This window comes from Thalassotalea euphylliae, assembly GCF_003390395.1.
GTDB classification, from domain to species: Bacteria; Pseudomonadota; Gammaproteobacteria; order Enterobacterales; family Alteromonadaceae; genus Thalassotalea_F; species Thalassotalea_F euphylliae_C.
Window position 1 is genome coordinate 2988916 of record NZ_QUOV01000001.1, and the last position, 12899, is coordinate 3001814.

Below are 12899 nucleotides of genomic sequence, written 5' to 3' on the forward strand. Positions count from 1 at the left end.
AAAAATAAAAATTTCACTACAATGGAGCAGTAAAAATGAAAAAAGTGATGAAGAAGTTAGCCGTAGCCCTGAGCATTGGTATTGGGTTAAACGCCAGCTTAATGTCGAGCAGCGCTATGGCTGCAGACGACAACGTTAAAGTAGGCTTTGTTTATGTTAGCCCAACCGGAGAAGCAGGTTGGACATATACACACGACGAAGCTCGCCTTTATTTAGAGGAAAAATTTGGCGACAAAATCGAAACTAGCTTTGTCGAAAATGTTGCCGAAGGTGCCGATGCACAGCGGGTGATCACTCAAATGGCGAAAAGTGGTCACGACTTAATCTTTACCACCTCATTTGGCTATATGAACCCAACGATTAAAGTGGCAAAGCGCTTTCCGAAAGTAAAATTTGAACATGCAACAGGTTATAAACGCGCTAAAAATGTTGGCACCTATTTCGATCGTATTTACGAAGCCCGCTATTTAACCGGTGTTATCGCTGGTCATATGAGCAAAACTGATACTATAGGTTATATCGGTGCCTTTCCTATCCCTGAAGTCGTACGTGGTATTAATGCCTTCACCCTTGGTTTACAATCAGTTAAACCAGACGCCAAAGTTAAAGTGGTTTGGGTCAATAGCTGGTTTGACCCAGGTAAAGAGCGCGAAGCTGCCGATAGCTTGATTGATCAAGGTGCTGATGTAATTACTCAACACACCGACTCACCAGCGCCATTACAAGCCGCTGAAGCCGCAGGGATTTACGCTATTGGCTACCATTCAGATATGAGTGAATACGGCAAAACTGCTCACTTAACTGCGGCGGTGCATAATTGGAAAGAGTTCTATGCTAAGCGCGTGCAACAAGTGTTAGACGGCACGTGGCAGTCTGAAGACGTTTGGCGTGGAATGGATGCAGATATGACCCAATTAGCACCACTAAGCTCAGCGATTCCAGATGATGTAAAAGCCAAAGTTCAAGCATTATCAGCACAAATCGCCGAAGGAAAACTCCATCCGTTTACTGGCCCTATTGTTAACCAACAGGGCCAACAGATATTGGCAAATGGGCAAGTTATGGATGATAACGCCCTGCGTAAAATGGACTACTATGTTGCTGGCGTTGAGGGCAAACTGAAATAACTTCGGTAGTAATTTCGCTTAAAAAAGTGAAATAAAAAACACGAAATAGAAAAACGGACAGCCTTTGCTGTCCGTTTTTATTTCATATTTTTCAGCGCTTAGCATTAACTTTTGTATTTGACCGAGCAGCCGTATGGTGCGGTTACCTTTTTATCGACTGGCTCGCCTGTCATCAAACTTCTCATGCTGACCTCTACATAGTTGGTTGCTTTGACAATATCTGCTGGGTTTGCAGATTTAATACTGTCAATTGCACCTGCATAACGCAGCGTCCCCTTAGGGTCAATAATATACATATGGGGTGTCGTTTTCGCGCCGTACAGCTTGCCGACATCACCACTTTCATCAAACAACACGTGACTTGGTGACGCCTTGCGTTCTTGTGTCAGGGCATCGGCTTTGGTAGCACTGACATGACCTTGTTTACCGGGAGCTGATGAAATAATTGATAACCAGACCACACCTTGCTCAGTGTATTTACGCTGTAAGCCCTGCATATTGTCGCTTTCATAATGTTTTTTAACATACGGACACAAGTGATTAGTCCATTCCAATACCACATATTTACCAGCAAAGTCGGCCAACATAACCGTTTCACCTTGCGTGTTGACTAATTGAAAGTCTGGCGCCGCGCTGTCAACCTTAATAGCAACTTTTGCAGCAGCATTAGCTGGCGCTAAAAACAACACCAGTGCTGAACATGTGATGGTCGCTACGAGTCGTTTTTTAATATTTTGCAAGTAGTTAAAGAGATACATAATTAAGTTCCTGTTGTGCTTGTTGTATTGCCGTAATTACAATATTAGGGGTTAAAATTTGTGGTAACACTTGCCCTTTCCCACCGCCCGCATAAACAACATACAAAGGCACACCAGAGCGCTGATACCGCGTTAAATAGGCCAAAATTTCACTGTTTTTGTTAGTCCAGTCACCGACTAGGTAATGCACACTTTCTTGTGCGAGTGTTTGCTGCAAGTCACTATCGGTAAAAGCGACTTGCTCATTCACTTTGCAGGTAATACACCAATCTGCTGTCATATTGACCACCACAACTTGGCTAGTATTGCGCAATGTCGCTAATTTTTGTTCGCTAAATGGCTGCGCTATTTGTTCATATTTATTATTAGTTGCCTCTGCTGACTGAGTGCTAACTAGTTCGCTACCTTGGTAGCTTGTATAACTGGCAATAAAGAGTGCAATGACAACTGACGTATAAGAGGCTTTGCCTGCCATTTTACTTGCCAGCCACAAGCACAATGCAAACAGCAACAAACCTGATAGCAGCCATAATTGCCCTAAGCTATTGGTTTGCCCCAAAAACACCCAAAGCAGCCAAACCACAGTGGCGAGCATAGGAAACGCCAAAAACTGTTTAAATGTTTCCATCCACGCACCGGGTTTGGGCAATAGCGCGACAAATCTAGGTGACAGGGTCAGTAACGTCATAGGCAGTGCAAAACCCAATGCCAATGCAGTGAAAATCAATGCGGTATGCACTGGTGGGCTGACCATCGCCACGCCTAAAGCAGTCGCCATAAAAGGTGCGGTACAAGGGGAAGCCACAATAACCGCCAATACACCGGTAAAAAACTGACTAGCAAAACTATTACCTTGTGTAAGTTTTTGACCAATACCTGAGAAGCCCGAAAAGCCCAAGATACCTGCGATATTTGGCACGACATCTAGCAGCATTAACGCGATAAAAACGAATAAGAAACACAGCGCAGCAATCACCAAAGGTTGTTGCAGATGAAAACCCCAGCCAATGGCCTCACCACTTACTTTCAATACGAGAATTAACGCGGCAAATAACCAAAAACTCACTAAAATACCAAGCAAATAGCCCCAATGATTGCCTGTTGTTGAGTGGCCTTGTTTGTCAGCAGCGAGCGCTAACGCTTTAAGCGATAGCACGGGCAGCACGCATGGCATAATGTTGAGTATCAACCCACCAATAAAGGCAAAGACAAGCATCAACCCAATGGAGGTATCCCGCTCAATTCCTATTAAACTGGTACTCTCGCCTCCAGTCACAGAACCAGCGCCAGCTAAATCATTTAACGTTGCCGTTAAATAAAAGCCTTTGTTGCCGTCGGATAGCAGAAAATTAACCGCTGCTTCAGAGTGGCTAAAATAATCTGATTTTTTTAACAACACATTGGCATCAGCACCATTTTCAGCCAGCAACCACTGCTGCTGACTACTGTGCTGAATGAGATCACTGCGAAACGGCAACAGTTGCCAGTTCGATTCATAAGGCAAGCGAGTTGCCAAGGTTAAATAATCTTCGGTAATTTCATATTGCGCCGATAACCAGCTGTTATCTGGCAGTGTTGCTCGTGTTTTTGAGAATAGCGGCGCGTGGGGTGACAACAATGATGGGTCATTTACAGGTTTATCGCTAACAGGTAGCTCGATAGTCAGTGTTGCCCAACCGGGAATACAGTCTTCCTTGCACACTAACCAAGATAAATCAGCGGTAATTTTAACAGTTTCAGGCAAGTCGGCTGAATGTTTAATGGTAAATGGCACCATCAGCAAAGTATCACCGCCATAGCCGTAATTGACTAGATGAGCGACTGGTATTTGCTCAGGAATTGGCCACTGAATTTCGCCAAACTCAATCTCAGTGCTGCTTTGCCATTGCACGCTTGGCGGTTCGCCAGAATCCCCTGCATTGCGCCAGTAGGTATGCCACTCATCCTCAGGCGAAAGCAAAATTCCTAGCCATTGAGCATTAGCGTCGCTTGTCGCCCAAATACTTTTATATTCATTTAGCAGCGCAACTTGGATGTGAGGTCCTTGAGCCGTGCTCGATTCCGGTAGCTTGGCGATATTGAATCGTTGCTCAGCGACGCTTGCTGGCAAGCTAGCTAGCGCAAAAGCGGTATTACTAGTTACAGTAAAAGCCCCTATAAAAACGAAAGCGAAACTAAAAACCAAGTTAAAGGTTAAGCGATTCATAAATTAACAAGCGCGAAGCAATAAAGACTATTGGTTAAATTTACACCATCATAGCCTACACCTTTACCCTAATTGAAGATCAAAATGAGCTGACTCGTTAGGCGTACCGTATTTAGTTCGATACCCAGCTGAGCATTTCCTAGTCTATTCACTTCTCGCATTGATAATCAGAGGATGGCGGGTTCAGGGCGTAGCCAACAACGAAAACAGCGAAATATCAAATTTTAGGTGAACATTATGCCCACAAAGTCAGTAACTACAGCAGTACTTTTGCTTACCATAGCGCTATCTTTAACTGCCATAAATGTAGTGGGCTTTGAAGTAGACAATCCAAAGCATGTTACGAAAAAAAGTACCTCCGCAAAACAATTTAGCGACTTTTTATGGCAAAAACGCTTAGTACTAATTCATTCTGATACTCAACCACCACTAACGCCGTTTATGTGGGAACTTGACTACGAAAGCTTAACCGAGCGAAAACTGGCAATTTACGCACTTATTAATCAACAGAGTTTTCAATTGCTACCCAATACCGTAATGAGAAGAACACCAACAATGGATCAAGTATTGATGCAAAAACTAACAGAGCATCAAATAATTAATAGTAATAGTGCTATTTTGATTGGCTTAGACGGCGATATAAAAGCGACATATCAGCTAGCAGACTTGAGCTATAAACACATTAAAGCATTGATTGACACTATGCCGATGCGACAAGCGGAATTGCGCTAATCATGCCATTCTCTCGGATATGTGCAGTTGTTTATTTGTCCCTCTGGTCTACACACTGTTAACTCCCTTGAATAAGAGACAAGGTATCTACTTCCCTAGTTATCTAGTTATCTAGTTATCTAGTTATCTAGTTATCTAGTTATCTAGTTATCTAGTTATCTAGAACATCTTTAACGACATAAACCTAACCCGATAACTTTTCGTTTACTCGACAATTAGCCGTTAACCACAAACAAAATAATAGAATTTAATCACACATGGAAAGTGTCTTTCCACTATAAACATAGCTAACCCACTCATTAGCAATAACTTTTCAAAATCTGTAGCTGACCAAATTGATGCAACTGACGAATTTACGCACAGCGCTAGTGCAATTATTCTACAAATCGTGAGTTGATGATTATGCAAAGGTATGAGTCAACACATGGTCAAGCAAGTTAACACGTTGTTTACAAAAGATTTTAAAATTGTTCCTAACCGATCGGTTCATGTTGGCTCAGGTGTTGCTCTGCTCATCAAAAGTAATGAAAACAAACTTTTGATATTAAAAATAAAAAGGAACTACCATGAGCACTGAGTTACCTAGATTTAAACGTTTACCTATTGCCACGGCGATAATGGCGAGTTTAGCAGCAAGCTCGATACCTAGCGCCTATGCAGACAACTTAGATGATGACGCAGGGATCGAAGAAATTATCATCGTTGCGGAAAAGCGAAATGAAAGCCTGCAAGATGTATCACAAGCGGTAACCGCTGTGACAGGTGAAGATTTACTGGATAAAAATATTCTTTCATTTGTTGATCTTAGCGCTATTACTCCCGGTGTCACCGTAGCGAAAAACGAAGGTTTTAAAACGATTATTTCAATTCGCGGTGTTGGTAACGAAGCCAACCAAAATATCGTCGCGAACCCGTCAGTTTCCTATCATATGGACGGTATTTATATCGCTTCACCTTTCGCCCTACAAACTGACTTTATTGATGTTGAGCTGATTGAGGTGCTGCGTGGTCCACAAGGCACTTTATTTGGTCAAAACTCGACAGGTGGTGCCATCAATGTGATCAGTAAGCGCCCTGAGTTAGGCGAAACCAATGGTAAGTTTGACTATACCTTTGGCGAACATAGCCTGAGCCAATTGCGCGGCTCTGTAAATATACCGATTGGTGATAGCGCCGCGCTGCGCACTTCAGTATCTAAATACGATCGCGATGGCTTTTCAAAAAACGTACTTAACGGACAAGACTTGGATGACGCCGATAATCTCACCATTAAAACCGATTTCTTCTGGCAAGCCACGGATAACACAAACCTTCGCTTGATTGGTCAATTCTTCGAGGCTGATAGCAATGGGGCGGCAATTAAAGGTATCGACGATCCGACCCCCGGTGCGCGCAACCTAGCCCAAGATACTGAATCAAAATTTGAGTTAGACTCAAAACTTGTTGGCCTGATCGTCGAAAGTGATTTGGGCTTTGCGACCGCAAAATATTTAGGTAGCTGGCAAGAAGATGAAATTTTAGTGCAACGTGATAACGACCGCCACGCCTACAGCACGAACCCTGAATACACGATTAGCGCCTTCTTACCCGAAATTAATAATGTTGAAACCTTCACCCATGAAATTAACTTAATTTCCCATGAGCCAGCTTTTGGCAAGCTCGACTGGATTGTTGGCGCTTTCTATTTGGATACTGATATCGAAGTGACCATACGTGAAGAGTTAGATGCTAATGGTAACGGTGTGTTAGATGGCTATGTGCCGTCTTTCCCTGACGTATTTGCTGGTGATGTTGGCTTTATTTCGGATGCCACGCCAAGCCGTGAATCGTTTTCAATATACGGTCAAACAACCTATAACTTTAACGACACGACACGCTTAATTACCGGTTTACGCTATACCAAAGACGATGTTGAAAGTGCGGTTTCTAACTTCTTTGCGCCTGAACCCACCTTAATTGAAGCGTCGGTTGAAGAAGTAACAGGCCGAATTGCTGTCGAATACGATATTAGCGATGATATTATGGTTTACGGCTCTTACACACGTGGCTTTAAACCGGGCGGTAGTAACTTAACCTTTGGTTTTGAACCAGGCGAATTCGACTTTATTAGCGGCGCTATTGATAACTCTGAACCTTTGGTATTCCCTACATTTGAAAATGAAACGATTAACGCATACGAGCTTGGGATTAAAGCCGAACTACTGGATAACCGACTGCGCACTAACTTAGCGACCTTCTTCTACGATTATCAAAACCTACAATTCCAAGCAACCGATCCTAATGCCTTCCAAGGCGGTGTGGCCAATATTCCTGAAGCGGAAATTACCGGTTTAGAGTTAGAGTTGATTGCGCTACTTACCGACGATTTGATCTTAGACGTGAAAATGTCGGCATTAGACTCAGAAATTACACAAGATTACTTCGCCCTTGATAATGTAGTAGCCGATGGCCTTGGTTTTGTCCCTGGTGACGATGTATTGCGAGCTGAATTAGCTGAAAATGTTAAAGGCAACGAGCTTGCTAAAGCACCTGGCTTTACCATGGACGCTAGCCTAGAGTACACCACTAATATTGCTAGCCACGAATTCCGCTCGGTACTGCAATACACTTACCGCGGTGAATTTGAGCAACGAATTTTCAACAATCCAGCGATTGATCAAGTAGATGATTACGAGGTGGTTAACTTACGATTTTCACTTGATTTAGATGACGACACATGGGGCTTTGACTTGATGGCGACCAATGTTTTTGACAAAGACGGTGTTAACTCACGAATGTCTGATGTTTTTGGTGTTAACGCCACAGGTGAAGAGCTGATTGCGCCGCGCCAAGTGATGGCGAGAGTAAGATATAGTTTTTACTAAGCTGATAACGATCTAGCAAGATCAAAAATGCCTGCAATTGCAGGCATTTTTTATTGGGTTTTCTATCTTTTTATGCGGTTTCTGGGCGCTTTTAAGAGAAAAGTCTACGCAACTATTCGCTAAAAACGTTTAACGCCATGGTGTTTAAGGATTGATATAACACCGCTAAGGCGTTAATAACGTCACCGTCAATCACCGCTTCATCTGGGTGATGGCTAATACCACCGGGGCTGCGGATAAACAGCATACCCACAGGGCAAATATCGGCAATTGCCATGGCATCATGACCAGCACCAGAAGGCAGCACAGCAGCATAGTCAGTTACTTGCTGGCATGCCTTGGCAAATAACTGAATAATCTGATCATCACATTGCACCGCAGGGGCTGCATGCGTCCACTGCCAGTTTAGTGTTAACTGACGTTTTTCAGTAATACCAGACGCAGCTTTTTCAATATCAGTGACCAGCCTTACCAGTGCAGCATCTTCCTGCGCTCGTATATCGATACTTAATTCTGTTAACCCTGCAATAACGTTAGTCGCCCCCGGCTTAGCAGCAATACTACCTATAGTCGCCACTTGCCCTTGTTGGCTACTTTGCGCTGCTAATTTGGCCAACTGCTCAACAGCAAGCGTAAACTCTGCCGCAGCAGCAAGGCTGTCTTGACGCAGATTCATTGGCGTTGTCCCTGCATGCCCCGCTTGGCCTATAAATTCAATGACCGCACGTTTGGCGCCAGCAATTGCGGAAACAACACCTAGCGGTTGCTGATGCGCTTCCAATACTGGGCCTTGCTCGATATGAGCTTCCCAATAACCTATCACTTCTTCAGATGACAGCGCTGCCCCTTGCTCAGCTGCTTGCTCAGGATCTAAACCGAAATCCAACATGGCTTGGCGCATACTGATGCCTTGGCTGTCTTGGAGCGCTAGCCAATTCGGATCAAACTGGCCAGCGAGTGCTTTTGAGCCAATTAAGGTTGTGGCAAAGCGTGTCCCCTCTTCGTCGCAAAAACCGACAATATCGAGATGAAATGGCAAATTAAGCTCGTTTTGCTGAGCTAAAGCTGCAACCTCAACCCCTAACATCACACCTAAAATTCCATCGTAGGCACCAGCATAGGGCACAGTATCTAAATGTGAGCCAATGATCAGGCGTTTAGCATTGGGGTTAGCACTGGTAAGTCTGCCCCATTGGTTACCAACCGCATCTTGCCATGTTTCCATCCCCGCTTCACTCATCCACTCGGCAACTTGTTGATTGCACGCTTGGTGCTCTGGGGTTAAATACTGGCGCAAAATACCATCGTCAAGCTCACTTATTTGGCTTAGCTGATGGCAACGCTCAATCGCGCGCAGGCCATATTGGCTGACGAGCTGCGTAGACAAATCATCCATTTACAACCTCTCCCTAGCTTTGCTGTTCATGCCTTCGCTGTCCATGCCTTCTCTGTCCATGCCTTCACTGTCCATGGTAGTAGGCTAATGCAGCCAAAGTCGCTTCACCGCTCGGGCCTTTATAGCCATTGGCCTGCAAGCAGGCATCTAAACAAGAGAGTGTTTGCAGTACCGTATCTTTGCGAGCGTTATAGCCCATAGTGCCAATTCGCCAAATTTTGCCATGCAGTGGGCCAAAGGAAGTGCCAATTTCAATACCAAAATCATTAAGCATTTGATTACGCACCTGATCGCCATTTACTTCGCTAGGAATATAAACGCCAACCACATTATTCATTTTGTGATTAATATCGCCGAAAACTTTTAACCCTAAGGCTTGAACACCAGCAAGCATCGCGTCGCCATGGAGCTTATGTCTGGCGACACACTCATCAACTCCTTCTTCTAACACAATACGAGCGCACTCAGAGGCACAATAAAGCATGCTGGTCGCTTCAGTATGATGATTTAGGCGCTCTTCGCCCCAGTAATCCATGATCATACCCAGGTCAAAATAATTGGAGCGAATAAAGGGCTCAATGCCGTCTTGATGATCTGCCGTGCGAATACCAGCTTCGACTTTTTTGCGTTGGCGTATCCAGTCAACACACTTGTCACTGAGCGTGATGGGCGCAGAGCCAGAAGGCCCGCCCAAACACTTTTGTAACCCGACAGTTAGGGCATCCACTTGCCACTCGTCTGCTGGTAAGTCATTACCGACAATCGATGCGGTGGCGTCACAATAGAACAAGACGTCGTGCTGCTGACAAATAGCGCCGATATCTCCCAGTGGTTGGTTCATCGTTGTCGATGTATCACCTTGCACCATGGCGAGCACACGTGGTTGCACCCGCTTAATCGCCGCTTCAATTTGCTCAGGTTGAAATACTTCGCCCCACGCCACCTCAATAGTGTGTACGTCAGCTTGTGCGCGTGTCGCTATTTCTGCCAGCAAATGGCCAAAACGGCCCATAATCGGCACTAACACTTTATCGCCCGGTCTTAGCATCGAAAGTAATGCTGACTCGATACCTGCCCTTGAAGTGCCGTCAATTAAAAACGTCCACTCGTTGTTGGTTTTAAATATTTGGCGATAACGCGCCATGGTTTCGTTCATAAACCCTGTCATCGCTGGGTCGTATTGACCAATTAGCTGTGCTGACATGGCTCTCAGTACCCTTGGGTCTGCGTTAATCGGCCCTGGGCCCATCAGCAAGCGCTGCGGCGGATTGAGTGTTTGTTTATCTGTCATTATCCTTCTCCTAGCTAATCCTAACTAAAGCTAGTTACCTAGCGCTTGCATTAACATACGAATACCGGTCAGCATTAACACCACAGCAAATGCGCGTTTTAACTGCTTTGGCTCAAGCTTACTACCCAGTTTTACACCAATAGGGGCACATAAAATGGTGAGTGGAATAATCAGCAGAAAAGCGGGAATATTGACTAGGCCAAAGGTGCCAAGTGGCGCATCCACTGGCGTTTGTGCGACCGCAAGTAAGGTGAGTACGCCCGGTAGCGCAATGATTAAACCAAATACTGCAGCAGTGCCGACGGCAACATGAGCCCGTACATTAAATGCCGACAGTAAAGGTACGCCAATGGTGCCACCGCCAATACCTATCATCACGGATAATCCACCCACGGTTGAGGCCATAATCCCCTGCCCAAAGCGACCCGGTAGCTCATTTTTTAATGCCGGTGCACCCGCGCGAAACAGCATATTTAAACTCACCATAATCGCGATAGCTGCAAACATTACGGTTAGCGCCTGACCTTGCACATAGTGTGCGAACAAGCTGCCAACAATCGCCATAGCAAGAATAAAACCTGTCCAGTATTTAACAATATCAAGGTCAACATTACCTTTAGCGTAATGTGAACGAATAGAGGAAACTGAGGTTGGTACTATGGTCGCAAGTGAGGTTGCCGTTGCAATCATCATGGCTGATTCGGCACTAACCCCAAAACCTTGTAGTAAAAAATAAAGCACTGGCACAATAACAATGCCACCGCCAACACCAAATAAGCCCGCTAATAAGCCAGCAAAAACACCTGTTGCCACCAAAGCGACCATAATCGGCCATTGATTGGCCAATTCATTTAACAACTCTGTCATTTATTTTCCTAATTTTTACCTAATTTTTTTCGTAAGTTATTTATCGACACAACCGACAAGCGCGGCGCCATCTGAGCGGGGATCTGAAGCTGCTGCCAGCTCAGTGTCACTATCTAAAATTGCACCAGCATGACCCATCATTTCATTGTTATCGTCTACAGATTGCCATTTGTGTTTTAAGCGATCCAATTCAGTACCCAGCTCAGAGGCCAGTGTAAGTTCCACTTTTAAGTTAGTACTAGTATCACCCCAAGTGCGGCCTAACAACCAACGCGGCGCAGCAACGGCTTCATTAATGGTACGATTTCGCCATGTATAATCGGTAAATACTTTTGCTTGGGTTTGCGGCTGACCTTCACCGCCCATAGTGCCATACGCTAGTCGCCTGCCATCGTGATAGCGGGCAAACGCTGGGTTTAGGGTATGCGCTGGCTTCTTATTTGCCGCCAAACAGTTAGTGGTTGTGCTGTCTAAAGAAAAACTAATGCCACGGTTATTCCACGTAAAGCCACCGTCTTTCATCACAACGCCTGAGCCAAATTCCCAGTAAATGCTTTGGATAAAGCTAACCATTTGACCACGCTGATCTCGCGCCGCTAGCCACACGGTATCGCCCGGTGAAGCATTAAACGGCCAAGCTTCCGCTTTTGACATGGAAATATTATTCGCCAGTTCGCTAATTGCCGGGGCTTGCAATACTTGCTGATAAAGCGCAGTTACCGCATTGGGGTCTGCCCACAGTTGCGGACGTAAATGGAAGCTCTGCTTAGTAGCCTCAACAATTAAGTGTAACCAATCAATATCTTCACTCGCTTGACTGCGCAATTGATCAACAATCGACAAAATAATTAAAGAGTGAATACCTTGTGTTGGCGCAGGCAGGTTATAACAATCAACCCCCTGTAAACTGGCTTTTAGCGGTGTGACCACTTGCGCTTGTGTCGCATTAATATCAGCCAACTTGATTTGGCTGCCAGCAGCCGCCAAATCAGCGGCAAAGCTCTGTGCTAATTCTCCTTGATAAAATGCTTGTAAGCCATTTTTTGCAAGATATTCAAACGTATTGGCTAACGCAGGGTTGGTAAAATGTTCCCCTTGTTTTAACGCTAAGCCATTAGGTTCATATAGCGCTTTAAAAGCATCGTTGCGTTTATCAACCGCATATAATTTATCGCTTGCCGTTTGTAAGCTAGTGGTGACCTCAAACCCTGAACGCGCCGCAGCAATTGCCGGTGCCAGAATTTCACTCAGTGGCAACTTGGCATTTTCGTCAGCATTGAGCGCTGCTTGCCAGCCACTAATGGTGCCTGCTTGGGTAATCGCACTTAGCCCGCCGCGCTCTGGAATAGCGTCAAACTCTTGGTAAACTGCTAGGTTTTGGCAAGCAGCGCCGCAGGCATCAATGGCAATTGGTGCATCGCTGCCAGGGTTGTCAATGAGCCAAAAACCATCGCCACCGATAGAGTTCATATGGGGATAAACGACGCTAATGGTCGCCGCTGCAGCAACCATAGCCTCGGTAGCCGTGCCACCTTGACGTAGAATCGACATGCCCGCTTCTGTTGCTGTTTTATGCGGGGCGGTAAACGCTATATTCTCTTTCATTGTTATTTCTCATAGTTTAATGCTTTGCCAGCCAAGCAACTAAGGTCTACGAA

General features: G+C 45.1%; 9 protein-coding genes. 3 read left to right on the plus strand and 6 right to left on the minus strand.

Annotated elements, in window-relative coordinates:
* Positions 1 to 35: 35 nt before the first annotated feature.
* On the plus strand, positions 36 to 1127 hold the full coding sequence (locus DXX92_RS13235; protein ID WP_116000872.1) for a BMP family ABC transporter substrate-binding protein: 1092 nt from the start codon (positions 36 to 38) through the stop codon (positions 1125 to 1127).
* 104 nt (positions 1128 to 1231) lie between these two features.
* Here DXX92_RS13235 and DXX92_RS13240 read toward each other — a convergent pair whose 3' ends face one another.
* Both DXX92_RS13240 and DXX92_RS13245 read right to left on the minus strand, forming a co-directional pair.
* Entirely contained in the window at positions 1232 to 1885 is a 654-nt protein-coding gene (locus tag DXX92_RS13240; RefSeq protein ID WP_116000873.1) for a thioredoxin family protein, read from the minus strand.
* Positions 1872 to 4091: a protein-disulfide reductase DsbD family protein gene (locus tag DXX92_RS13245; protein WP_116000874.1), complete on the minus strand. Its 2220-nt coding sequence runs from the start codon at positions 4089 to 4091 to the stop codon at positions 1872 to 1874. Before DXX92_RS13245 ends, DXX92_RS13240 begins: the two co-directional genes overlap by 14 nt.
* Before the next feature lie 237 nt (positions 4092 to 4328).
* Between DXX92_RS13245 and DXX92_RS13250 the strand changes: the two genes are divergently transcribed.
* Both DXX92_RS13250 and DXX92_RS13255 read left to right on the plus strand, forming a co-directional pair.
* The gene (locus tag DXX92_RS13250) at positions 4329 to 4823 is read left to right on the plus strand and encodes a DUF4174 domain-containing protein (RefSeq protein WP_116000875.1); all 495 of its coding nucleotides are present in this window, start codon (positions 4329 to 4331) and stop codon (positions 4821 to 4823) included.
* Between the two features lie 566 nt (positions 4824 to 5389).
* A complete protein-coding gene (locus DXX92_RS13255) occupies positions 5390 to 7687 on the plus strand; it encodes a TonB-dependent receptor (RefSeq protein ID WP_116000876.1) in 2298 nt (765 codons plus the stop codon).
* A gap of 112 nt (positions 7688 to 7799) precedes the next feature.
* On the opposite strand, the gene DXX92_RS13260 is transcribed toward DXX92_RS13255, so the two are convergent.
* From DXX92_RS13260 to DXX92_RS13275, 4 genes are all read right to left on the minus strand, one after another.
* Positions 7800 to 9083: an allantoate amidohydrolase gene (locus DXX92_RS13260; protein WP_116000877.1), complete on the minus strand. Its 1284-nt coding sequence runs from the start codon at positions 9081 to 9083 to the stop codon at positions 7800 to 7802.
* Between the two features lie 64 nt (positions 9084 to 9147).
* A complete protein-coding gene (locus tag DXX92_RS13265) occupies positions 9148 to 10374 on the minus strand; it encodes a pyridoxal-phosphate-dependent aminotransferase family protein (RefSeq protein ID WP_116000878.1) in 1227 nt (408 codons plus the stop codon).
* 30 nt (positions 10375 to 10404) lie between these two features.
* Positions 10405 to 11241, minus strand: coding sequence for a sulfite exporter TauE/SafE family protein (locus DXX92_RS13270; RefSeq protein ID WP_116000879.1), 837 nt, complete (start codon positions 11239 to 11241; stop codon positions 10405 to 10407).
* Between the two features lie 36 nt (positions 11242 to 11277).
* Positions 11278 to 12846, minus strand: a complete 1569-nt coding sequence (locus tag DXX92_RS13275) for a gamma-glutamyltransferase family protein (RefSeq protein ID WP_116000880.1) — start codon at positions 12844 to 12846, stop codon at positions 11278 to 11280.
* Positions 12847 to 12899: the final 53 nt, after the last annotated feature.

Excerpts from the sequence above, each read along its gene's own strand:
- DXX92_RS13250 (WP_116000875.1), top strand. The coding sequence starts at position 4,329 with ATGCCCACAAAGTCAGTAACTACAGCAGTACTTTTGCTTACCATAGCG.
- DXX92_RS13265 (WP_116000878.1), bottom strand. The coding sequence starts at position 10,374 with ATGACAGATAAACAAACACTCAATCCGCCGCAGCGCTTGCTGATGGGC.
- DXX92_RS13255 (WP_116000876.1), top strand. The coding sequence starts at position 5,390 with ATGAGCACTGAGTTACCTAGATTTAAACGTTTACCTATTGCCACGGCG.
- DXX92_RS13270 (WP_116000879.1), bottom strand. The coding sequence starts at position 11,241 with ATGACAGAGTTGTTAAATGAATTGGCCAATCAATGGCCGATTATGGTC.
- DXX92_RS13245 (WP_116000874.1), bottom strand. The coding sequence starts at position 4,091 with ATGAATCGCTTAACCTTTAACTTGGTTTTTAGTTTCGCTTTCGTTTTT.
- DXX92_RS13275 (WP_116000880.1), bottom strand. The coding sequence starts at position 12,846 with ATGAAAGAGAATATAGCGTTTACCGCCCCGCATAAAACAGCAACAGAA.
- DXX92_RS13235 (WP_116000872.1), top strand. The coding sequence starts at position 36 with ATGAAAAAAGTGATGAAGAAGTTAGCCGTAGCCCTGAGCATTGGTATT.
- DXX92_RS13260 (WP_116000877.1), bottom strand. The coding sequence starts at position 9,083 with ATGGATGATTTGTCTACGCAGCTCGTCAGCCAATATGGCCTGCGCGCG.
- DXX92_RS13240 (WP_116000873.1), bottom strand. The coding sequence starts at position 1,885 with ATGTATCTCTTTAACTACTTGCAAAATATTAAAAAACGACTCGTAGCG.